The organism is Stutzerimonas sp. NM35 (assembly GCF_054604355.1).
This window is the reverse complement of sequence record NZ_CM137728.1, coordinates 3,204,348-3,226,627: the sequence shown is the minus strand read 5'-3', so window position 1 is coordinate 3,226,627 and position 22,280 is coordinate 3,204,348. Positions and strand designations below refer to the sequence as shown.

General features: G+C 65.2%; 19 protein-coding genes. 5 read left to right on the top strand and 14 right to left on the bottom strand.

Translation table 11 applies throughout. From position 1 onward, the window contains the following. Positions 1 to 235 precede the first annotated feature (235 nt). Positions 236 to 1,615, bottom strand: coding sequence for a GTPase/DUF3482 domain-containing protein (locus tag ACYCFC_RS14905; RefSeq protein WP_459652082.1), 1,380 nt, complete (start codon positions 1,613 to 1,615; stop codon positions 236 to 238). A 99-nt stretch (positions 1,616 to 1,714) separates the two neighbouring features. Continuing rightward, the gene (locus ACYCFC_RS14900) at positions 1,715 to 3,109 is read right to left on the bottom strand and encodes a DUF2868 domain-containing protein (RefSeq protein WP_459652081.1); all 1,395 of its coding nucleotides are present in this window, start codon (positions 3,107 to 3,109) and stop codon (positions 1,715 to 1,717) included. Between the two features lie 104 nt (positions 3,110 to 3,213). Between ACYCFC_RS14900 and ACYCFC_RS14895 the strand changes: the two genes are divergently transcribed. Then, positions 3,214 to 3,729, top strand: coding sequence for a dihydrofolate reductase (locus tag ACYCFC_RS14895; RefSeq protein WP_459652080.1), 516 nt, complete (start codon positions 3,214 to 3,216; stop codon positions 3,727 to 3,729). Positions 3,730 to 3,751: 22 nt separating this feature from the next. On the opposite strand, the gene ACYCFC_RS14890 is transcribed toward ACYCFC_RS14895, so the two are convergent. Both ACYCFC_RS14890 and ACYCFC_RS14885 read right to left on the bottom strand, forming a co-directional pair. Beyond that, positions 3,752 to 4,207: a metallophosphoesterase family protein gene (locus ACYCFC_RS14890; protein WP_459652079.1), complete on the bottom strand. Its 456-nt coding sequence runs from the start codon at positions 4,205 to 4,207 to the stop codon at positions 3,752 to 3,754. A gap of 100 nt (positions 4,208 to 4,307) precedes the next feature. Beyond that, positions 4,308 to 5,693, bottom strand: coding sequence for a uracil-xanthine permease family protein (locus ACYCFC_RS14885; protein ID WP_459652078.1), 1,386 nt, complete (start codon positions 5,691 to 5,693; stop codon positions 4,308 to 4,310). 134 nt (positions 5,694 to 5,827) lie between these two features. Here ACYCFC_RS14885 and ACYCFC_RS14880 point away from each other — a divergent pair, with 134 nt between their 5' ends. Next, entirely contained in the window at positions 5,828 to 6,187 is a 360-nt protein-coding gene (locus ACYCFC_RS14880; protein WP_459652077.1) for a DUF1090 domain-containing protein, read from the top strand. A 96-nt stretch (positions 6,188 to 6,283) separates the two neighbouring features. Here ACYCFC_RS14880 and ACYCFC_RS14875 read toward each other — a convergent pair whose 3' ends face one another. The 4 genes from ACYCFC_RS14875 to ACYCFC_RS14860 all read right to left on the bottom strand — a co-directional run bounded on the left by ACYCFC_RS14875 (position 6,284) and on the right by ACYCFC_RS14860 (position 12,320). Beyond that, positions 6,284 to 7,822, bottom strand: coding sequence for a nucleobase:cation symporter-2 family protein (locus tag ACYCFC_RS14875; protein WP_181082462.1), 1,539 nt, complete (start codon positions 7,820 to 7,822; stop codon positions 6,284 to 6,286). Between the two features lie 379 nt (positions 7,823 to 8,201). Then, positions 8,202 to 10,040: a dihydroxy-acid dehydratase gene (gene ilvD, locus ACYCFC_RS14870; protein WP_181082461.1), complete on the bottom strand. Its 1,839-nt coding sequence runs from the start codon at positions 10,038 to 10,040 to the stop codon at positions 8,202 to 8,204. Between the two features lie 426 nt (positions 10,041 to 10,466). Continuing rightward, positions 10,467 to 11,663 (bottom strand): class I SAM-dependent rRNA methyltransferase, encoded by a 1,197-nt coding sequence (locus ACYCFC_RS14865; protein ID WP_459652076.1) that lies wholly within the window; start codon positions 11,661 to 11,663, stop codon positions 10,467 to 10,469. Between the two features lie 117 nt (positions 11,664 to 11,780). Beyond that, the gene (locus ACYCFC_RS14860) at positions 11,781 to 12,320 is read right to left on the bottom strand and encodes a type 1 glutamine amidotransferase domain-containing protein (protein WP_181082459.1); all 540 of its coding nucleotides are present in this window, start codon (positions 12,318 to 12,320) and stop codon (positions 11,781 to 11,783) included. A 177-nt stretch (positions 12,321 to 12,497) separates the two neighbouring features. Between ACYCFC_RS14860 and mutM the strand changes: the two genes are divergently transcribed. The 3 genes from mutM to ACYCFC_RS14845 all read left to right on the top strand — a co-directional run bounded on the left by mutM (position 12,498) and on the right by ACYCFC_RS14845 (position 15,715). Then, entirely contained in the window at positions 12,498 to 13,310 is an 813-nt protein-coding gene (gene mutM / locus ACYCFC_RS14855) for a bifunctional DNA-formamidopyrimidine glycosylase/DNA-(apurinic or apyrimidinic site) lyase (RefSeq protein ID WP_181082594.1), read from the top strand. A gap of 119 nt (positions 13,311 to 13,429) precedes the next feature. Beyond that, positions 13,430 to 13,771 carry a multidrug transporter gene (locus tag ACYCFC_RS14850; RefSeq protein ID WP_181082458.1) on the top strand — a complete coding sequence of 114 codons (342 nt, stop codon included), beginning with the start codon at positions 13,430 to 13,432 and terminating at the stop codon, positions 13,769 to 13,771. Between the two features lie 99 nt (positions 13,772 to 13,870). Continuing rightward, the gene (locus tag ACYCFC_RS14845; RefSeq protein WP_181082457.1) at positions 13,871 to 15,715 is read left to right on the top strand and encodes a Na/Pi symporter; all 1,845 of its coding nucleotides are present in this window, start codon (positions 13,871 to 13,873) and stop codon (positions 15,713 to 15,715) included. Positions 15,716 to 15,767: 52 nt separating this feature from the next. On the opposite strand, the gene ACYCFC_RS14840 is transcribed toward ACYCFC_RS14845, so the two are convergent. The 6 genes from ACYCFC_RS14840 to ACYCFC_RS14815 all read right to left on the bottom strand — a co-directional run bounded on the left by ACYCFC_RS14840 (position 15,768) and on the right by ACYCFC_RS14815 (position 22,080). Next, a complete protein-coding gene (locus tag ACYCFC_RS14840; RefSeq protein WP_181082456.1) occupies positions 15,768 to 16,019 on the bottom strand; it encodes a YfhL family 4Fe-4S dicluster ferredoxin in 252 nt (83 codons plus the stop codon). A 104-nt stretch (positions 16,020 to 16,123) separates the two neighbouring features. After that, on the bottom strand, positions 16,124 to 16,606 hold the full coding sequence (gene coaD, locus ACYCFC_RS14835; RefSeq protein WP_459652075.1) for a pantetheine-phosphate adenylyltransferase: 483 nt from the start codon (positions 16,604 to 16,606) through the stop codon (positions 16,124 to 16,126). A gap of 176 nt (positions 16,607 to 16,782) precedes the next feature. Further along, the gene (locus ACYCFC_RS14830; protein ID WP_459652074.1) at positions 16,783 to 18,213 is read right to left on the bottom strand and encodes a coniferyl aldehyde dehydrogenase; all 1,431 of its coding nucleotides are present in this window, start codon (positions 18,211 to 18,213) and stop codon (positions 16,783 to 16,785) included. Between the two features lie 393 nt (positions 18,214 to 18,606). Continuing rightward, on the bottom strand, positions 18,607 to 19,200 hold the full coding sequence (gene rsmD, locus ACYCFC_RS14825) for a 16S rRNA (guanine(966)-N(2))-methyltransferase RsmD (protein WP_181082453.1): 594 nt from the start codon (positions 19,198 to 19,200) through the stop codon (positions 18,607 to 18,609). Further along, positions 19,200 to 20,732: a M16 family metallopeptidase gene (locus tag ACYCFC_RS14820; RefSeq protein WP_459652073.1), complete on the bottom strand. Its 1,533-nt coding sequence runs from the start codon at positions 20,730 to 20,732 to the stop codon at positions 19,200 to 19,202. The genes rsmD and ACYCFC_RS14820 overlap by 1 nt, the downstream gene beginning before the upstream one ends. Further along, entirely contained in the window at positions 20,725 to 22,080 is a 1,356-nt protein-coding gene (locus tag ACYCFC_RS14815) for a M16 family metallopeptidase (protein WP_459652072.1), read from the bottom strand. Before ACYCFC_RS14815 ends, ACYCFC_RS14820 begins: the two co-directional genes overlap by 8 nt. Positions 22,081 to 22,280 lie beyond the last annotated feature (200 nt).

Sequence of the window (22,280 nt, the reverse complement as noted above, 5' to 3'; positions counted from 1 at the left end):
CATCCGTCCTACCTTGCTAATGCGAGCTCGTGGCTCAAGATACCGTTCGGACTTGCTGGATGAGTGCGGAGGAGTGCAGCGTTATCTACGTCACAAGCTCGAAGCTTAAGGGCGGGTACTACTTGCACTCTCTCCCCCGATGATCAGCCGGGGACTATTGCCTCCTGAAAGGCTGCAGTCGAGATACAAGGTCGGGTCACGCTTTATCGACCCGACATGCGGACGTTCAGACGAATCAATGCCCTGGCTGCTGCAGCGTTGCCAGCAACTCGCCGATCAGCTCCTGACGTTCGCGCTGCTCCAGCCGTGCCCCCGGATTGAGCGAGGACCATTCGGGATGGGCGCGGGCGCGTTGCAGGGCTTCGGGCAGCGTGCCGTCGCGCCAGCCCTGGGTCTGTGGCGTTTCCAGTTCGATGGCCTGCTGCGCGGCGTGGCCGCGGGCGGCGAGGGTCGTCAGCAGTTGCCGCTGGCGCAGGGCGAGCAGGCGCAGCACGGCATCATCGACGGTCAGCTCGCGCTGGCCCTTGAGCTTGCCCAGCAGGCGATTGCCGTAATGCCGCGCCGTCTGCGCGCCACCGCCGGCAAGGGCGCCGAGCAGCGCTGCGGCGCCCAGGGTGATGCCGCCCACCATCAGGTCGACCCCGGCGCCCGCCGCTGCGCCTGCGGCCATGCCGCCACCGACTTTCACGCCCAGCTGTTTCAGTGTCTCCGGGTTGAACAGGTCATCGCCCCAGCGGCCGTCGAGCAGCGGCAGGTCGGCGGCTGCGGCGTCTTCCTTGCGAAAGGCATACAGGCGCAGCAGGGCTTCGACGCAGGCCTGTTCGCGGACACGCACGGCATCGTGCAGTTCACGTATCGCGCCGCGTTCCAGTTCCGCTTGCGCTGCGACGCTGCGGCGGCACGCGGCCACATCCAGTAGCAGTTCAGCGATCAGCCGGTTGCCTGCGGCCAGGCGCGCGGCGGCCTGGGCTTCGTGATCCTCGATCAGTCGCTGCAATTGCGGCCTTGACGACTCCAGCAGCAGCGCCAGGCTTTCGTACAGCCGCCGCTCGCCATCGACCGGTGGCGCCACGCTGTCGAAACGTACCAGCGCATGCAGGCCGAGCCGGGCCAGGGCCTCGCGCCATTCGCTTTCGCGATGGCCGGGCCGGGCGACGAAGTTGAGTACCGGCAGCAGCGGCTTGCCGCAGCCGGCGAGCACCGCCAGTTCGTCCTTGTACTTGGCCAGCACCGGCTCGCGGGCGTCGATCACGTAGAGCCCGGCATCGCTGGCCAGCAACTGGCGCAGTACCTTGGCTTCCTGCTCGAAACGCTGGCGCGCCTCGGCGCCGTCGAGAAAACGTGCCGTGCGCGCCGGGCCGTCCAGACGCTCGTCGGGGCGCTCGATTCGCTCCAGATGGTCGAGCAGGGCGATGGCGTCTTCCAGGCCGGGCGTGTCGTAGAGTTCCAGCAATGGCTCGCCGTCCACCGACAACCGTGCGCCTTCGACATGGCGGGTGGTGCTGGGCCGGTGCGATACCTCGCCAAAGCCGATATCGCGGGTCAGGGTGCGCAGCAGCGAGGTCTTGCCGACATTGGTATGGCCGACCAGGGCGAGTTTCAGGGGGGCGCTCATCGGGCAGGCCTCGAGTTCTGTAGGGTGGATGACGCTTCACCCATCCACCTCTGCCAACGGTGGATGTAAAAAGCGACATCCACCCTACATTGAACACGCTCAATCATGGCCCGTCTCCAGCCAGGTCAGCGGCGTGCTGCTGGAATGAGTCAGGCCAAGGCTATCCAGCGCCTGCTGCCAGTCCCGCAGGCGGTCGTCGTCCAGTGCCTCGCCCGCTGGTGCCGGCAACAGCCAGACCCGAGTTTCGCCGGCGCAGCGGGACAGCTCGCCGATCAGCGCCAGGGTGCCGCGATCCGGCGAGCGGCGTGGATCGCAGGCGATCAGCAGGCGTCTGGCCGGGCCATGGGTGAGCTGTTCCAGCAGGCGCTTGCGCTGCTCGCGATCATCCAGCACGCCGGCATTGGCGATGCCAGCGGGCAGCGGCGGCGGCCAGTCGCGGTCCGGCTCCAGTTCGATGGCGACCAGCACCGCGCCTTCGCCACCCTCCAGCTGAATACCGTTGCCGGGATTGTGCAGATGCGCAGGTGCCGCATCCTGAATGCCGAGGCGTTCGCTGGCCGGTTGCAGGCGTTCGCGCAGCAGGCGGTAGGCGGGCAGTTGCAGATCCAGACGCAGCGCCGCGCGCCCGCTGCGCCAGCGCCACAGACAGAACAGCGTCAGCAGCAGGCGCGGCAGCAGCCCGTAGATCAGCACCACGCCCACCAGCCAGCCGGCCCAGCTCTGGCGGGCGCTGTCGAAGTCGTGGGTGAGGGTTCCGCTGGCGCGAATCTGTTCGATGTCCGGCATGCTGAAGCCGAGCCAGGCGGGCAGCGCGCCGAGGGCCTGGGTCAGTCCGATAAAGGCGCCTTCGCCGAGAATGGTGGTTTCCCAGACGAAGCCGTAGCGCCGGGTGGCCAGCAAGGCCAGCAGCGTCAGCAGGGCGCTGAGCATCGCCAGCGACCACAGGCCGTGCACGCCCAGCCCGAGCAGCCAGCGACCGAGCCGGCGCTGCTGCAGCACCGCCAGCAGCGCCGGCGCCAGTTGCACGGCGCGCGCATCGCGGGCGAGTTTTTCGCTGAGCCACAGCCAGAGCCGCCCCAGCGCGCCGCCGCTGTCGCCGGCGAAGAAAAAGCCCAGCAGCCAGCCCAGCAGCATCAGCAGGTTCAGCCCGAGCAGGCTGCCCAGCGCCCAGAACACATTCACCGGGCGCATACCGTCGCCCAGCGCCGCCCAGGCCAGCCCTGCGCCGCTGAACAGGGCCAACAGCAGCAGCGCCAGCGCCGCCAGCCGCGCGCCCTGACGCCAGTGTTGCAGCGCTTCGATCAAGCCATCGCGGCGCGCCAGCCAGAGTGCGCGGCGTTCGATCAGCTGGTGCAGCTCGCCGCCCTCGGCGCGCGCCCGGCGATTGGCCTCGTCGTCGTCCAGCGGTCCGGCATGCTCTTCGCGCAGGCGCACGGCTTCGCTCAGCCAGAGGCGGTCGAGGAATGTAAGCGTTGCTGAGGATTGGGCGGTCACACGTTATCCCGGTCGTGAAAGCAGTGCTGAGAATACCTGCTGCCGCGCCAATGCGGAAAAGACGCCGCTGACTGCCCGTCCGGCCCTCTGTTATCCTCGCGGCCATGAATCAGACCTCCCTTCCCCTCGCGATGATCGCCGCCCTGGCGGAAAACCACGTCATCGGGCTCGACAACAAAATGCCCTGGCACCTGCCGGCGGATCTCAGGCACTTCAAGGCGATGACGCTCGGCAAGCCGATCATCATGGGCCGCAAGACCTGGGATTCGCTCGGACGACCGCTGCCGGGCCGCTTGAATCTGGTGGTCAGCCGCCAGCCCGATCTGCGGCTCGAAGGCGCGGAAACCTTCTCCAGCCTGGATGATGCCTTGCTGCGCGCCGAACGCTGGGCGCGCGAGCAGGGCGTGGACGAGATCATGCTGATCGGTGGTGCGCAGCTCTATGGCCAGGCGCTGGAGCGCGCCCGGCGCCTGTATCTGACGCGCATCGCCGCCAGCCCGCAGGGCGACGCCTTCTTCCCCGCGTTCGACGAGACGCAGTGGCGCTGCCGCGAAAGCCTGGCGCATCAGGCCGAAGGCGAAGTGCCGGCCTATCGTTTCGAGACCTGGGAACGGGGCTGAATGCCGTCGCGCCAGCAGCCGGTCAACCCAGGTTGACCAGCTCGGCCTGCGCGGTGCCGTTTTCCAGTCGCAGCAATGCCAGGCTGATCGGCAGCTTGAAGCGTCGCGGGCCGGCGCTGCCGGGATTGACGTAGAGCACGCCGCCGCAGCGTTCGATCTTCGGCTGGTGCGAATGGCCGCTCACCATCACATCGATGCCGGCTGCGACCGGATCGAAATCCAGCTGCTTGAGGTCGTGCAATACATGCAGGCTGAGGCCGCCGATATGCAGGTCCAGCCGCTCGGGCAGTGCCAGCGCCCAGTCGGTCGTGTCGATATTGCCACGGATGACATCCAGCGGTGCGAGCGCGCGCAGGCCGTCGAGTACCGCCGCCTTGCCGATGTCGCCGGCATGGATGATCCGTGAGCAGCCACGCAGGGCGGCCAGCGCCTCGGGACGGAGCAGACCGTGGGTGTCGGAGATCAAACCGATGCGCATGCGGGTTCACGCCTCTGGGTCGAGTGGGCTGGACAGGCCATTCGACCCCAGGCCGGGCGCCGTGTTTGCGGCGTCTCGGCAGCGCTGATCGGGCTTTCGGTCACGGTTCCGGGTGGGCGGCGGGCGACTCCGGCAGGAACCAGTTCATCACCAGCGCGCAGATGCCGCCGGTGGCTACGCCCGATTCCAGCACGCTGCGCAGGCCGGCTGGCATGTGCGCGAGAAATTCCGGTACCTGCGAAAAGCCCAGGCCGAGCGCCAGCGATACCGAGATGATCAGCAGCGCGCGGCGATCCAGCTGGATGCCGGCGAGGATGTTGATGCCCGCTGCGGCCACCGCGCCGAACATCACCAGTGCCGCGCCGCCGAGCACCGGCTCGGGCACCGCCTGCAGCACGCCGGCCACCGCCGGAAACAGGCCGAGAATGACCAGCAGGGCGGCGATCCACAGACCCACGTAGCGGCTGGCGATGCCGGTGAGCTGGATGATGCCGTTGTTCTGCGCGAACACCGAGCTGGGGAAGGTGTTGAAGAAGCCGGCCAGCAGCGAGTTGGCGCCGTTGACCAGCACGCCGCCCTTGATCCGCTGCATCCACAGCGGGCCTTCCACCGGCTCGCGGGAAATCTTGCTGGTGGCGGTGACGTCGCCGATGGCCTCCAGCGAGGTCACCAGATAGATCACCACCATGGGGATGAACAGGCTCCAGGAGAAGCCCAGGCCGAAGTGCAGCGGCATCGGCACTTCGAACAGGTTGGCCTCGCGCATGCCGGTGAAATCCAGGCGGCCCAGATAGGCGGCCAGCGCATAGCCGATGGTCAGGGCGATGATGATGGCGCAGCTGCGCATCCACACCACCGGCAGGCGGTTGAGGATGACGATGGCGCCCAGCACCACGCCGGACAGCAACAGGTTCTCGCCGTTGGCGAAGGTGCCGTCGCCCATGGCCGCGTAACCGCCGCCCATGCTGATCAGGCCGACCTTGATCAGCGTCAGGCCGATCATCAGCACCACGATGCCGGTCACCAGCGGGGTGATCAGGCGTTTGACGAACGGCAGGACGCGCGACACGCCCATCTCGATGAAAGAGCCGGCGATCACCACGCCGAAGATCGCCGCCATCACCGCCTCGACCGGCGTGCCCTGCTGGACCATCAGCACGCCACCGGCGATCAGCGGTCCGACGAAATTGAAGCTGGTGCCCTGGACGATCAGCAGTCCCGCGCCGAACGGACCGAAGCGCTTGCACTGGACGAAGGTGGCGATGCCGGAAATCACCAGCGACATGGACACGATGATATTGGTGTCGCGTGGCGACACGCCGATGGCCTGGCAGATCAACAGACCCGGCGTGACGATCGGCACGATGATCGCCAGCAGGTGCTGCAGTGCGGCGAGAAAGGCGACCCAGGGCCGGGGGCGGTCGTTGAGCCCGTAGACCAGTTCATCGGGTGTTTCGTGGGCGGTGTGATTGTCGGGAGAACTCATGGCCGGCCTTCAGGCGAAAAGAGCGCGATTCTACTGGCCGGGATGCGCGACGGACAGTGTCAGTGCCTTCCAGCCACCCGTTGCGCAACCCGCGGCATCTACAATCAGCGAAACCCAATCGAGGAGTGCCCCGAATGAAAACCGTCGTCGCAATGACCTTGCTGTCGCTCGTCACCGGCCTGGCCCACGCCCAGGAAAGCTGTGCCAGCAAGGAAGCGGATATCCTCCGCCAACTGGAGCATGCCCGCGAGCAGGGCAACACCGGACGTATCGAGGGTTTGGAAACCGCGTTGGGCAAGGTCCGGGCACACTGTACCGACGCAGGGCTGCAGGCCGAACGGCAGGAAGAGATCGACGAGGCGCGAGAGGAAATCCGCGAGCGTGAAGCCGAGCTGCAGGAGGCGTTGCGTGAGGGCGATCCGAAGCAGATCGAAAAGCGCGAGCGCAAACTGGCCGAAGCCAGGGAGGAGTTGCGCGAGGTATTGGAAGACTAGCGCTTGGCGCAACAGCGTCAACACCGTGTTCTGCATAAGACGATGCCCGCCTGGGTGGGCGGGCATCGTCTTCAAACGGGCTTTCGTGTAGCGCCCTTATCCGCTGCTCGGGACGGCCGTCGCCACCTTGGCGTGCGGTTCCTGTGAGGGCGCGCTGTGGTCCTCGGGGCTGATTACTGGAACCTCGTTGCCATCGGCGTCATACAGCTTGCCGTTGCGGAAGTGGTCGCCATCATGCAGTGCGGCGACGTCCTGGTAGCGCAGGGTACGCTCGCTGGCGGCAACGAATACCGACTGCTGGTCGGAGTTGCCGGCGGTCAGGTGGTTGAACAGCAGGTTCAGCAGGATGGCCATGATCGCCGCCGAGCTGATGCCCGAGTGGAAGATGGTCTCGAACCAGGCCGGGAAGTGGTGGTAGAAGCTCGGCGCGGCGATCGGGATCATGCCGAAGCCGATCGAGGTGGCGACGATGATCAGATTCATGTTGTTGCGGTATTCGACCTGCGCCAGGGTACGGATACCCGCGGCGGCCACGGTACCGAACAGCACGATGCCCGCGCCACCCAGCACTGCGGTGGGCACCGCGGCAACCAGGCGACCCATCACCGGCAGCAGGCCGAGTGTCACCAGAATCAGGCCGGCGCTGGCCACCACGTAACGGCTCTTGATGCCGGTAACGGCCACCAGCCCCACGTTCTGGGCGAAGGCGCTCTGGGTGAAGGAGCCGAAGATCGGCGCCAGGCTGCTGGAAATCATGTCCGCCCGCAGGCCATCGCCCAGTCGCTTGGAGTCGACCTTGGTATCGATGATTTCACCGACGGCGAGGATATCGGCGGAGGTTTCCACCAGCGTGACGATGACCACGATCAGCATCGACAGGATCGCCGCGAACTGGAATACCGGCGCGCCAAAATGCAGCGGCGAGGGCATGGCCACCACCGGGCCGTCCAGTACACCGGAGAAGTCGGCCATGCCGAAGAACACTGCGGCCACGGTGCCGATCACCATCGCCAGGAGGATCGACAGCCGGGAAATGGTGGCGCTGCCGAGTTTGCTCAGCAGCAGCACGCACGCCAGGGTGAAGCCCGCCAGGCCGATATTGGCCATGCTGCCGAAGTCCGCGGCCTGGCTGTTGCCGCCCATGGCCCAGCGTGCCGCGACAGGCATCAGGGTCAGGCCGATGGTGGTGATGACGATGCCGGTCACCAGTGGCGGAAAGAACTTGGTGATACGTGAGAACACCGGTGTGATCAGCAGGCCGATCAGCGAGGCGGCGATCACCGCGCCGAATACCACCGGAAGCCCTCCGGAGCCGTCGTTGCCGATGATGGCGATCATCGTCGCCACGCCGGCGAAGGATACGCCCTGTACCAGCGGCAGCTGGCAGCCGAAGAACGGCAGGCCGATCGTTTGCAGCAGGGTGGCCGCGCCGCCGGCGAACAGCGAGGCGGCAATCAGCAGGCCAATTTCGGCTGCCGAGAGACCGGCGGCCTGACCGACGATCAGCGGCACCGCGACGATGCCTCCGTACATGGTCAGGACGTGTTGCAGGCCATAGGCCAGGTTGGCGCCGACGCCGAGGTTCTCGTCCTCTGGACGCTTCTCCGAAGGGGTGCTTACGGATGAGACTGTCATGGTGAGTTCTCGCTGTTGTTCTTGTGTCGGTCAATGTAGACAAAAAGTCACTGCATTTGCCAGTCATTTGTATACATTTTTATTTGTCGAGAAATAGCTGCCATTAGCGTCAAAGATCGAAACATAGAGCGTAATTACGTCTATCTACGAGGTGTTCGCTGGCTGCCGTTTTTCATGTTCGACGAATGGTGAGGAAGAAAAAGCTGATTTGAACAGCTGTTCCGGGAGGAAGACGGGCAGGGAAAATTTTGTCGAAAGCAGATTTTGTGGACAGGCAAGGAGGCGATAGAGCCGATTCGGTTCGCTGGCCTCTGGGAGCGAAACCGAGCTGGAAACAAAAAGCCCGGCAGATGCCGGGCTCTGTTTTAGCGCGGGTAACTCAACCGTCCAGCAGCGCCTTGTTGCGCACCGCGCCCTTGTCGGCGCTGGTGGCCAGCAGGGCGTAGGCCTTGAGCGCGGTCGAGACCTTGCGTGTGCGTGGCTGTGCCGGCTTCCAGCCGAGCTTGTCCTGCTCGATCCGGCGGTGGGACAGGTCTTCATCGCTGACCTGCAGCTGGATGCTGCGGTTGGGGATGTCGATCAGCACCTTGTCGCCGTCGCGCACCAGGCCGATGGCGCCGCCGGCGGCGGCTTCCGGCGAGGCGTGGCCGATGGACAGGCCCGAGGTGCCGCCGGAGAAGCGACCGTCGGTGAGCAGCGCGCATTCGGCCCCCAGTCCCTTGGACTTCAGGTAGCTGGTCGGATAGAGCATTTCCTGCATGCCCGGACCGCCTTTCGGGCCTTCGTAGCGGATGATGACGATGTCGCCGGGCTTCACCTCGTCGGCGAGGATGCCCTTCACGGCGCTGTCCTGGCTTTCGTAGATCTTCGCGGTGCCCTCGAAGACGTGGATGGATTCATCGACGCCGGCGGTCTTCACCACGCAGCCGTCCAGGGCGATGTTGCCATAGAGCACGGCCAGGCCGCCTTCCTGGGAATAGGCGTGTTCGACCGAGCGGATGCAGCCGTTTTCGCGGTCGGCGTCGAGGCTGTCCCAGCGGGTCGCCTGACTGAATGCGGTCTGTGTCGGAATGCCTGCCGGGCCGGCCTTGAAGAAGGTGTGTACGGCCTCGTCCTCGGTCTGGGTGATGTCCCACTGGGCGATGCCTTCAGCCATGGTCCGGCTGTGGACGGTGGAGACGTCGGTGTGCAGCAGTCCGCCACGGGCCAGTTCGCCGAGGATCGAGAAGATGCCGCCGGCGCGGTGCACATCTTCCATGTGGTACTTCTGGATGTTCGGCGCCACCTTGCACAGCTGCGGCACCTTGCGCGACAGCGCATCGATGGCGCGCAGGTCGAAGTCCACCTCGCCTTCCTGGGCCGCGGCCAGCAGGTGCAGGATGGTGTTGGTCGAACCGCCCATGGCGATGTCCAGGGTCATGGCATTCTCGAACGCCTTGATGCTGGCGATGTTGCGCGGCAATACCGACTCATCGCCTTCAGCGTAGTAGCGCTTGCACAGCTCGACGGCGACACGACCGGCACGCAGGAACAGCTGCTCGCGGTCGGCGTGGGTAGCCAGCATGGTGCCGTTGCCCGGCAGGGACAGGCCCAGGGCTTCGGTCAGGCAGTTCATCGAGTTGGCAGTGAACATGCCCGAGCAGCTGCCGCAGGTGGGGCAGGCGCTGCGCTCGTACTCGGCGACCTTCTCGTCCGAGCAGGAGTCGTCGGCGGCGACCACCATGGCATCCACCAGGTCCAGGCCGTGGGAGGCCAGCTTGGTCTTGCCGGCTTCCATCGGGCCGCCGGAGACGAACACCACCGGGATGTTCAGGCGCAGGGCGGCCATCAGCATGCCGGGGGTGATCTTGTCGCAGTTGCTGATACAGACGATGGCGTCGGCGCAGTGGGCGTTGACCATGTATTCCACCGAGTCGGCGATGATCTCGCGACTCGGCAGCGAATAGAGCATGCCGTCGTGGCCCATGGCGATACCGTCGTCGACGGCGATGGTGTTGAACTCCTTGGCTACGCCGCCATGCTTTTCGATCTCGCGAGCGACCAGCTGGCCCATGTCCTTGAGGTGCACGTGGCCAGGCACGAACTGGGTGAAGGAGTTGGCGATGGCGATGATCGGCTTCTTGAAGTCTTCGTCCTTCATCCCGGTGGCACGCCACAGGGCGCGAGCGCCGGCCATGTTGCGACCGTGGGTGGAGGTTTTCGAGCGGTAATCGGGCATGACGGAATCCTGCGACTGAACGGCTGATCGAATGGTGCTTATGGTGAGCGTCATCTGTGCCGTGTGCAACGGCAGGTGGCTGTGCAGGCGCAGGGGGCTTGAACGAGGCGGGTATCGCTCGTGCGGCCCGGCTCACGGGCCCGCCGGGGTGCTGGCGAGGAATGCTCCGATTCTACGCGGGCTGGCGAGGTCGGGGAAGGCTGATGGTCGGCATGAGCAGGTCATTGTCGAGCACGCGCGTGATCTTCGTGGAAGCGGGCCATGCCCGCGAAACCCGGCTCAGGTGTCGGCGCGGTTGCCTTCGCGAGCATGGCTCGCTCCTGCGAAGTGTGATGCTGCACCGGGGCTTCAGCCAAGAAGCCCTTGGCTATGAAGTCGCTCCCACGGGGTGCCGTCGTTCGCATTCATTGCTGGCGGCTTGTGCCGTCAGCTGTTGGGCAAGATCCGGCAGGTGATGCTCTTGATGTAGCGCGTCTCCGGGATCGCCGGGTGCACCGGATGATCAGGACCCTGGCCGCCGCGTTCGAGCAGCTGGATGTTGCGGCCCAGGTGACGGGCGCTGCCGAGCAGGATGTTCTGCAGATCGTCCTCGGGCAGGTGCATGGAGCAGGAGGCGCTGACCAGAATGCCGTCCTTGCCGAGCAGGCGCATGGCCTGTTCGTTGAGGCGGCGATAGGCGGCCTCGCCGTTCTTGAGGTCCTTCTTGCGCTTGATGAAGGCCGGCGGGTCGGTGATGACCACGTCGAAGCGCTCCTCGGCGTTCTTCAGCTCCTTCATGGCCTCGAAGGCATCGCCCTCGACGCAGGTCATCTTCTCGGCCACGCCATTGAGCGCGGCATTGCGCTCGACGCCATCGAGGGCGAAGGCCGAGGCATCGACGCAGAAGACTTCGCTGGCGCCGAACACGGCTGCCTGCACGCCCCAGCCGCCGATGTAGCTGAACAGATCCAGCACCCGCTTGCCCTTGACGTAGGGCGCCAGGCGCGCGCGATTCATGCGGTGGTCGTAGAACCAGCCAGTCTTCTGGCCTTGCAGTACCGGCGCTTCGAATTTCACCCCGTTCTCCTCCAGCGCGACCCACTCGGGCACCACGCCGAAGGCGGTGTCGACATAGCGCTCCAGGCCCTCGGCATCGCGCGCGCTGGAGTCGTTCTTCCACAGCACGCCACGCGGCTTGAGCACCTGCACCAGGGCTTCGAGCACGGCATCCCGGTTGCGCTCCATGGTCGCCGAAGCCAACTGCACCACCAGATGATCGTGGAAGCGGTCCACCACCAGGCCCGGCAGCAGGTCGGAATCGCCGTAGATCAGGCGGTAGCAGGGCTGCTCGAACAGGCGCTCGCGCAGCGACAGCGCGACCTGGATGCGATGCACCAGCAAGGATTTGTCCAGGCTGTGCTTGAGGTCGCGCGACAGCAGGCGCGCGCAGATCAGGTTGTTTGGCGACACCCCGACGATGCCCAGCGGCTTGCCGCCGGCGGCTTCGAGGATGGCCTGATCGCCGGCGGCAAAGCCGCTCAGCGGCGTGGCGGCGGTGTCCACTTCGTTGCTGTAGACCCACAGATGGCCGGCCCGCAGGCGGCGGTCGGCGTTGGCTTTTAGGCGCAGGCTGGGCAGGGTCATGAGGGGCGCTCCGGATGAGGGGCGGGCATTGTATAGGAGCTGCAAGCCGCAAGCCTCAACGTGCAAGGAAAAGCATGCATCCCGAGCTTGCAGCTTGCAGCTTGCAGCTTGCAGCCGTCAGGCCGACAGCGCCTTGATCAACGCCTCGCTGAACGCGGGAATGTCATCGGGCTTGCGGCTGCTGATCAGGTGGCCGTCGATCACCACCTGTTCGTCGACCCATTCGGCACCGGCGTTTTTCAGGTCGTCGGCCAGCGAGGGCCAACTGGTCATGCGCTTGCCCTTGACCAGCTCGGCCGAGACCAGCAGCCAGCCTCCGTGGCAGATCACGGCGATGGTCTTGTTCGCGCGCGCGGCGTCGCGCACCAGTTCCTGAGCCATCTCGTCGGTGCGGATGGTGTCGGAGTTGACCACGCCGCCGGGCAGCAGCAGGGCGTCATAGTCCTCCATGCGGATGCTGTCGAAGGTAGCGTCGATGGGGAATTCATCAGCCGGCGTGGTGTGATTCCAGCCGCGCACCTTGCCTGGTTTGGCCGAGACGAGTTCGATCCTGGCACCGACCTTTTCCAGGGCCTCGCGCGGGCCGGTCATCTCCACCTGCTCGAAGCCATCGGTCAGCAGGATCGCCACACGCTTGCCAGTGAGAGCTTGAGTCATAGCATGCCTCCGTTGGTTGGGACCCACTGAATGCGGGCCATGTGAAAATGGGACCCGCGCTGCAGGGAAAGTTCGCACATCCATGCAGGCAGCAGAGCGTCGGGTAGAACAGGACACGGCAGCTCGATGCTTGCGCCCATGCTAGGATTCTCCAATTTCGCCCTGTCCCGTTTTGCCATGCCCGAACTTCCCGAAGTCGAAACCACTCGTCGCGGTATCGAACCGCATCTTGTCGGCCAGCGCGTCAGTCGTGTGATCGTGCGCGAGCGGCGCCTGCGCTGGCCGATCCCGGAGGATCTCGACGTGCGCCTGTCCGGCCAGCGTATCGAGGCGGTGGAGCGGCGTGCCAAGTACCTGCTGATCAGGGCCGAGGCGGGTACGCTGATCGCCCATCTGGGCATGTCCGGCAGTCTGCGTCTGGTGGATGCCGAACTGCCGCCGCTCAAGCACGAGCATGTCGATATCGTGCTGGAGTCGGGCATGGCGCTGCGCTATACCGATCCGCGGCGTTTCGGCGCGCTGCTGTGGAGCGCCGATCCACTCAGCCATGCGCTGCTCGCCAGCCTCGGGCCGGAGCCGCTCGGTGACGAGTTCGACGGCGATCGACTGTTCCGCATGTCGCGCGGGCGCAGCATGGCGATCAAGCCGTTCATCATGGACAACGCCGTGGTGGTCGGGGTCGGCAATATCTACGCCAGCGAGGCGCTGTTCGCCGCCGGTATCGACCCGCGTCGCGCCGCCGGTACGGTGTCGCGGGCGCGCTATCTGAAACTGGCGCAGGAAATCCGACGTATCCTCGCGTGTGCCATCGAGCGAGGCGGCACCACGCTGCGCGATTTCGTCGGCGGCGACGGCAAACCGGGCTACTTCCAGCAGGAGCTGTTCGTCTACGGGCGCGGCGGTGAGTTCTGCAAGACCTGTGGTTCGACCCTGCGCGAAATCCGCCTGGGTCAGCGTGCCAGCGTCCACTGCCTTCGCTGTCAGCGCTGAGTGCGACCTGGATCAACAACCACAGGCATTGACGGCGTTCACGATCAGTGTACGACAGGCACTGCTATAGTGACCGGCGAGCAACACCGCCCTGTTTCGCCCAGCTGAAGGATCACACCATGAAACTGTTTCGCTCCACTGCCGTTGTCCTGGCCCTGACCACTGGCCTGCTGGCGATGCCGGCTCATGCTCAGTCGACGCAACAGAATGCCAGCGGCGACCCCATGTATACCGTCGAGGCGCCCAAGGCTTTTTCCATCGTCGCTGACCTGCTGATCGCGCGGCCCTTGCTGATTGCTGCAACCGCCATCGGTGCCGGGGTGTTCGTCGTCAGTCTGCCGTTTTCCGCCATGGGCGGCGGCATCAAGGAAACCGGCCAGGCTCTGGTGGTCGAGCCTGGCGCCGCTGCCTTCGCCCGCTGCCTGGGCTGCACCCGCGTCGGCTACAACCGCCAGGACTGATCCGAGCGCCCCACAAAGGTCGGAGGCGCAGGGGCTTCCGGCTCTTGTGCGCTTGGCGTAGGCTTCGTCGCCTTATTCTGCGAGCGAAGCCGGAAAGCCGTGTCCAGTCGATTTCTCAAACTCTCATTACCCATTCTTGGGCTGCTGGTCCTTTCCTGGTCATTCTGGTCCAGCGAGGGCTGGTTGCAGCTCTGTGCCGGTCTGGCGCTGTTCCTGTTCGGCATGCAGTGCCTGGAAGAGGGCTTGCGCGAGCTCGCCGGCGGCAAGCTGGAGGAACTGCTGGGGCGTAGCACCTCGACAGCGGGCAAGGCGCTGCTGTTCGGTATCGGCGGCACCATGTTGCTGCAGTCCACCACGCTGGTTTCGCTGCTGACCATTGCCTTTATCAGTACCGGGCTGATCCAGCTGGCGGGCGGCATTGCCATTCTGTTCGGCGCCAATCTGGGGGCCAGCTTCGGTATCTGGCTGCTGGCCCTGGCCGGACAGAACATCAGCCTCAGTCCATTGGCCCTGCCGCTGCTGGTGTTCGGCGTGCTGGCTGGCTTCAACGGACCCAAGAGCAAGGCCGCCGGGCGCATCGTGCTGGGCATCGCCTTTATCTTCCTGGGTATCGACGGGATCAAGGAGGGCTTTGACGCCTTCGGCGCGGGCATGGATCTGACCGAATACCGGGCCGATGGGCTGAGCGGACAATTGCTGTTCCTGGCCGTGGGCACTGTGCTGACCATGGTGCTGCAGTCCAGCCACGCCACCCTGATGCTGACGCTGGCGGCCCTGGCCAGTGGTCAGGTGGATCTGGCGCAGAGCCTGGCCATCGCTATCGGCGCCAACATCGGCAGCGCCGTGACTACCGGCCTGGTGGGTGCGCTGGGCGGCAATCGCAGTGGTCAGCGCCTGGCGCTGGTGCATGTGCTGTTCAACCTGGGTACCGCCCTGGTGACCTTCATTCTGCTACAGCCGCTGAGCTGGCTGGTGCTGTGGGTGAGCGGCCTGGTGGGGCTGGGCGACAACAGTCTGCTGCAACTGGCTCTGTTCCATACTCTGTTCAACGTGCTTGGCGTGTTGCTGTTCTGGTTCTGGCAGGATCGCCTGGCCGATCTCCTGGTGCGTTGGCTGCCCGAAGCGGAGGAGCCGCAGGTCCTGATCGCCGAACTGGTTGTCCCCCAGGAGCGGCAGGAGCTGTCGACGACGCGTGCCCGTTACCTCGAAGAAGAGGCGCTGGACTCGGTGGATGCCGCCGCCAGTGCGGTGACGCGTGAGTTGCGGCACATGGGGCGCCTGAGCATGGAGGTGATCTGTCATGCACTCTATCTGCCGGTGGAACAGCTGGGGCAGGTGCCTGTTGACGAGCACTTGCTGCAGGCTCCGCCGGATGCCCATGCGCTGGATGCCGACGTGCTCTACCAGCATCACATCAAGGGTGTGTACAGCGACCTGTTGAGCTTCATGGGGCGCATGCACCTGCCGCAGGACGAGGCGCACCAGACGTTCTGGATGAATTGCCAGGTCGTTTCGCTGCAGCTGGTGGATGCGGTCAAGGACGCCAAGCACCTGCAGAAGAACCTCGGTCACTACCTGCGCCAGGACGAATCGGTGGTGCGCAAGAGCTACGTCGAGTTGCGTCGCCACCTGCTGGAAACCTTGCGTGAGTTGCGCGCCCTGCATCGCGCTGAACTGCCCGAAACCCTATGGCGCGAACGCCTGCAATGGCTGGATGACTGCGCCGCCGATTTCGATGGTGAATTCCGCAAGCGCCTCTTCATGGCGGTGCGCAACAAGCAGCTCGACGGCCTGCAGACCAGCTCACTGATGAACGACCTGGGCTATGCCAGCCGCATCATCCAGAGCCTGCGCAATGCGTTGCTGCTGGGCGAAGGAGCGGAACTGGCACGTTTGCTGAGAAATGAAGACGAACAGGAGGAGTCGCTGATTCTGGGGATCTGACGCGACCTGGAATGCCCTGTCAGGCGCTCCAGGCCGAAACGGCGGGAGCGACTCAGGCCTTTCCGGTGATGATCAGGTACTTCTGCATCAGCTCATCCTTGCTCTCGACATTGGTCACATCGAGCGGAATGCAATCCACCGGGCAAACCTGCTGGCACTGGGGCTCGTCATAGTGACCGACGCATTCGGTACAGAGGTTGGGGTCGATGACGTAGATTTCCTCGCCCTGGGAAATGGCGCTGTTCGGGCACTCGGGCTCGCACACGTCGCAGTTGATGCAGTCATCGGTGATTATCAGGGACATCGGTTAACTCCAGCGGCGGCGCGGACCGCAGCACTCTAAGAACGACGCGCCAATTTTGCCGCATCGGCCCGCTCGGCGCACGCTGCGGTTGATGTCGGCACGGTTCACTTGCCGGCGTAACGCTCCGCCAGCGCCTTCACGACCGAAGGGTGAACGAACTTGGAGACATCACCATCGAGCCGGGCGATTTCGCGCACCAGGGTCGAGGAAATGTAGGAGAACTTCTCCGACGGGGTGAGGAAAAGGCTTTCCACGTCCGGCGCCAGCTGACGGTTCATGTTGGCCAGCTGAAATTCGTACTCGAAGTCCGACACCGCGCGCAACCCGCGCAGCAGGACATTGGCCTTCTGCTCGGCGACGAAATGCGCCAGCAGTGTGGAAAAGCCCAGCACCTTGACGTTGGGCAAATGCGCCGTCACTTCCTCCGCCAGTGCGACACGCTGTTCAAGCGGAAGCAGGGGGTTTTTGTGCGGGCTGGCAGCAATCGCGATGATCACTTCGTCGAACAGGCGCGAAGCGCGTTCGATCAGGTCGGTGTGACCCATGGTGATCGGATCGAAGGTTCCCGGATACAGCACTCGGTTCATCGCGGCGTCCTGACGCATGCGTGGGGGGTGGATGGTAGCGGCTCGGTGTTGGCAGCGTAAAGTATCAAAGCATGGCCTGCTCGGTTCATCCGCCCGGCCAGTTGACTGGCAAGCCGGACGGTGTGCCACGCCGCATTGCCGAACGGGCCGAGCCTGAGCAGGGCCAGGGCTTGCCCTCAGCGTACGAAAAGCCTGTAGACCAGCTTCTGCAGCGTCTTGCCATAGGGCGGGTAGACCAGTCGTGAGGCATTGAAACGCTGCTTGACGAACACGCCCTTGGCCTTGCTGAAGGTCAGGAAACCCTCGTGGCCGTGGTAATGCCCCATGCCGGAGGGGCCGACGCCGCCGAAGGGCAGGTCGTCCTGGGCGACGTGCAGCAGGGTGTCGTTGAGGCAGACGCCACCGGAGTGGGTGCGCTCCAGCACGGCCTGCTGCTCGGCCTTGTCGTAGCCGAAATAGTAGAGCGCCAGCGGTCGCGGACGGGCGTTGACGTAGGCCAGCGCCTGTTCCAGGTCGTCATAGGGCACGACGGGCAGCAGCGGGCCGAAGATCTCGTCCTGCATCACCCGCATCTCGTCGCTCACATCCAGCAGCAGGTGGTGCGGCATGCGCCGGCCCTGGCCCTGCTCGAACAGCGGCAGCAGGCGCGCGCCTCTGGCCTGGGCATCGTCCAGATAGTCCTGCAGGCGGGCCTGCTGGCGCGGGTTGATGATCGAAGTGTAGTCCGGGTTGTCGGCCAGTCGCGGATAAAAACGCTGGATGACCTGGCGATAGGCCTCGACGAAGCCTTCCAGACGATCCTTCGGCACCAGCACGTAGTCGGGCGCCACGCAGGTCTGCCCGGCGTTGAGCGTCTTGCCGAAGGCGATGCGTTCGGCGGCATCGTCGAGCGGCACGCTGGCCGAGACGATGGCCGGCGACTTGCCGCCCAGCTCCAGCGTCACCGGCGTCAGGTTGTCCGCCGCGGCGCGCATCACCTGGCGGCCGATGCTGGTGCTACCGGTGAACAGCAGGTGATCGAAGGGTAGCCGCGAGAAGGCGATGCCCACGTCTGCTTCGCCGAGCACCACGGCCACCTGGTCCTCGGCGAATACCTGCGCCAGCAGATCCTTCAGCAACTGTCCGGTGGCAGGCGTCGATTCGCTCATTTTCAGCATCACCCGGTTGCCCGCCGCCAGCGCGCCGATCAGCGGGCCGATGGCGAGATAGAGCGGGTAGTTCCAGGGCACGATGATCCCGACCACGCCCAGCGGCTGGTACAGCACGCGCGCGCTGGCCGGCTGGAAGGCCAGCCCGACGCTGCGCCGCGAGGGCTTCATCCATTTGCGCAGGCGGCGCCTGGCGTAGTGGATGCCGTGCAGGCTGGGCATGAGTTCCGCCAACCGGGTTTCGTCCGCCGAGCGATTGCCGAAATCCGCGCTGATCGCCTCGACGATCGCCTGTTGATTACTGGCGAGCAGCTGATGCAGGGCGTCGAGCCATTGCAGGCGAGCCGCCGCGTCCGGATAGGGAGCGATCTGGAAGGCGCGGCGCTGCCGAGCGAGCAGCGACTGCAGGCGTTCGATCTCGGGGTTGGTCTGGTCCAGCTGTGCGACAGGGGCGGGCATGGCGACATTCCGGTGAAGGCGTGATCGGCATTGTTCGCGCTCACTGGTGCCTCTGCCAAGGTCATCGCCGTGCCGGGCGTATTGTCTGACCGAATAGCCTTGTGATTAGCCGATGTTCCCGGTACGTGTTGTTGGGTCAATCCTGCTTTTGTGGGAGCGGACTTGTCCGCGAAGCGCTTCCCGTACATCGGCGTGGTTCCATTCGCGGCCAAGGCCGCTTCCACAGGCGGTTCGTCGCATCGGGTAGATCGGGTCACGCTTCACCGACCCGTCAAGCGAGCGGTCAGGCGCGTTAAATGTTGAGCGCTCAGGCATGGATGGTCGCACTGCATCGTCGGATTACGCCTTCGGCTAATCCGACCTACAACTAGCTTGCAAGAGCGCGCGCAGCGCTCAGGCGCTGCGCTCCCACAGCGCATAGTGGACGTTGCCAGCCTTCTTTTCCCGGTGCAGCCGCCAGTTGCCGGGCAGGCCGAGGCTCGATGGCACGGCTTCGCTTTCGGTATAGATCCAGGCGTTGTCGGCCAGCCAGCCCTTGCTTTCCAGCAGCTCGCAGGCCGGTTGCAGCAGGTTCTTGTTGAACGGCGGGTCGAGAAACACCAGGTCGAAGGGCGTCGGTGTCTGGGTATCCAGGTAGCGCAGGGCGTCGCTTTGCAGCAACTGGCCCTGGCCGCACTTGAGCGTGTCCAGATGCTTGCGCAGGCTGGCGATGGCATTGGCGTTCAGGTCCAGCGCCAGCGCCATGCTGGCGCCGCGCGACAGCGCTTCCAGATAGAGCGCGCCGCTGCCGGTGAAGGCGTCCAGCACGCGCGCCCCGGACATATAGGGTGCGAGCCAGTTGAACAGCGTTTCGCGCACGCGATCCGGCGTCGGGCGCAGGCCTTCGGCGTCGGGAAAGGCGAAGCGCCGGCTGCGCCACTCGCCACCGATGATGCGCAATTGACCCTGGCCGCCGTGGGCGGAGGGGCGAATGGGTGGGTTGGCCATCAATGCTCCGGGACACTGCTGGGTTGTTCGAGGGGTTTGTCGCTCGGTGGCGGCAATGGTTTCTGCTCGACTTGCGGGCCGGCAGTGACGATGACGAAATCGTCCGCCTTCAGGTGCCTGCTCATCGCCGCTCTGACGTCTTCGACCGACAGCGCCTGGACCTGTTGCATGAAGTCTTCCAGATAGCTCAGTGGCAAATTGTAGAAACCGATGCTGCCAAGCTGACCGACAATGTCGGCATTGCTTGCAGTGGACAGCGGGAAGCTGCCGGCGGTCTGGCGCTTGCTGCGCTCCAGCTCGGCCTGGGTCGGACCTTCTTCGAGGAAGTTCCCCACCAGTTGCTGCACCAGTTGCAGGGTGGCGTCGCTCATGTCGGCTCGGGTCTGCAGGTTGATCATGAAGGGGCCGTTGGTCTGCATGGGGCTGAAACCGGAATAGACGCCGTAGGTCAGCCCGCGCTTTTCCCGTACCTCTTCCATCAGCCGGGTGCCGAAACCGCCGCCGCCGAGGATCTGGTTGCCCAGGTAGAGTGCGGCGTAGTCCGGATGGCCTCGGGGGATGCCGAGCTGCGCCAGCAGCAGGTGGGTCTGGTTGGACGGATAGTCGAGGTGTTCGTGAGTGGCTGGCGGCTTGGTCGGGGCTGCCGGTGCAGGCATCGCAGAACCCTGCGGCAGGGCGGCGGACACCTGATCGGCAATCGCCTCGGCCTCGGCACGGCTGAGATCACCGACCAGGGCGATCACCACGTTGCCGGCGGTATAGGCCCTGGAATGGAAGTCGCGCAGTTGCTCGATATCGATGGCCGGGATGGATGTGGGCGTGCCCTCGCTGGGGCGCGCATAGGGGTGGTCCTGGTACAGCTGCTCGAACAGCTTCAGGCTGGCCAGCTTGCCGGGGTTCTGTTTCTGGAACTCGAAACCGGTGAGCACCTGGTTCTTGATGCGTTGCAGCGAGTCCTCGGGAAAGCTCGGCTGGCCGACTACCTGGCTGAACAGCTGCAGCGCCGGCTCGCGCTTGTCCGCTGCGCTCAGGCTGCGCAGGCTGGCGATGGCCATGTCGCGGTAGGAGCCATTGCCGAAGTCGGCGCCCAGGCCCTCGAAGCCTTCGGCGATGGCGGTGACGTCCCGGCCTTCGATGCCTTCGTTGAGCATGGCGTTGGTCAGCATCGCCAGGCCGGGCCTGTCGCCGTCCTGGCTGCTGCCGGCGGCGAAGGTCAGGCGCAGGTCGAACATCGGCAATTCGTGGGCTTCGACGAACAGCACCCTGGCGCCGCCTTCGGTCTGCCAGCTGTGGATATCCAGCTTGCGGCGTGGCAGGGGCTGGTCGTCCAGCTCGGCCAGCGATTGCAGGCGCGGCTGATCCTGCTTGACACGGGCTATGGCCTGGCCGGATTCGCCCGGTGTCGCAACGTTCTGCGCCGGCGGGATGATGGCAGCCGTATCGCCGGCTTTGTTGTCGCAGGCGGTCAGGGCGAGGGGTGCGAGCAGGAGCAGGCTGAACAGGCCGCTGCGCATAAAGGTGCGATCACTCATCACCGGACTCCTCGGGCAGAACATGGGCAACGCTCAGGCGCGAGCGGGTGAAATAGGTGCGGGCGGCCTGCTGGATGTCTTCCGGCGTCACGGCTTCCAGCGCGGCGAGTTCCTCGTCCATCAGGCGCCAGGACAGGCCCACGGTTTCCAGCATGCCGATGGTGGTGGCCTGCTGGGTGATGGAGTCGCGCTCGTAGACCAGGCCGGCGATGACCTGGGCACGGACGCGCTCGAGTTCCTCGGGCGAAGGCGGCGTCTGCTTGAGCTGTTCCAGTTGCCTCCAGAGGCCCGCCTCGACTTCTTCGAGGGTGCGGCCCTCCTGCGTATTGGGCGCGGCGCTGAGGACGAACAGGCTGTCGCCGCGCGCGTGGGCGTTGTACCAGGCCGAGGCACTGCTCACCAGTTCCTCGCCGCGCTCCAGTTGCTGCGGCAGGCGCGCGCTGTAGCCGCCGTCGAGCAGTGCGGTGATCAGACGCAGCGCATGGATCTGTCGCGGATTGTCGATCTCGGTCGCCAGACTGGCCGTGTTGAAGGCCATCATCAGGCTCGGCACCTGGGTGTTGAGGTGCAGGGTCAGACGGCGTTCGCCGGGTTCGTCCAGCTCCAGCGGGCGTTTGGCGCTGGGAATCGGGCGCTTCTCGATCGGGCCGAAATAGCGCTCGGCCAGCGTGCGCACCTCATCAAGTTTCACGTCGCCGACCACCACCAGGGTGGCGTTGTTGGGTGCGTACCAGGCTTCGTACCAGGCGCGCAGCTCCTCGATGGTCATGCGGTCGAGATCGTCCATCCAGCCAATGGTCGGGGTGTGATAGCCGCTGGCGGGGTAGGCCATTGCCTTGAAGCGTTCGTAGGCCAGCGAGCTGGGCCTGTCATCGGTACGCAGGCGGCGCTCTTCCTTGATCACCTCGATTTCACGGGCGAATTCGTCGGCGGGCAGCTTGAGGCTGGCCAGACGGTCGGCTTCCAGCTCGAAGGCCACTGCCAGGCGATCACGCGCCAGCACCTGGTAATAGGCGGTGTAGTCGTCGCTGGTGAAGGCATTTTCCTCGGCGCCGAGTTCGCGCAGGATGCGCGAGGCCTCACCGGCGCCGAGCGTGCGGCTGCCCTTGAACATCATGTGTTCGAGCGCATGGGAAAGGCCGGTCTGGCCGGGCGTTTCGTAGCTGGAGCCGACCTTGTACCAGAGCTGGGAGACGACCACTGGAGCGCGATGATCTTCGCGGACGATCACCTTGAGGCCGTTGTCCAGAAAGAACTCATGGGTTGGCTGGGCGTCGGCGGCGGTTACCAGCGGCAGATAGAGTGTGGCGAAGAGCAGAGCGGCGGCGTGACGTAGCATCGGGGGCATAGTGAAAGGCTCGTTCTGAAATGAATCCCACCGAGAGGCGTTGGCTGGCGGGAACACGCGAGGCATGGTACTGGGGCGTCGTGATCGGGGCAAAGTGGCGCGTGAATCGATCTGCATCGGTATGTGACGGGAGCGCAACCCCCAGGTGTTCGCGCATCGTCGTGGCCATGACGACCGTAGGGCCGAATTTCTTCGGCCTT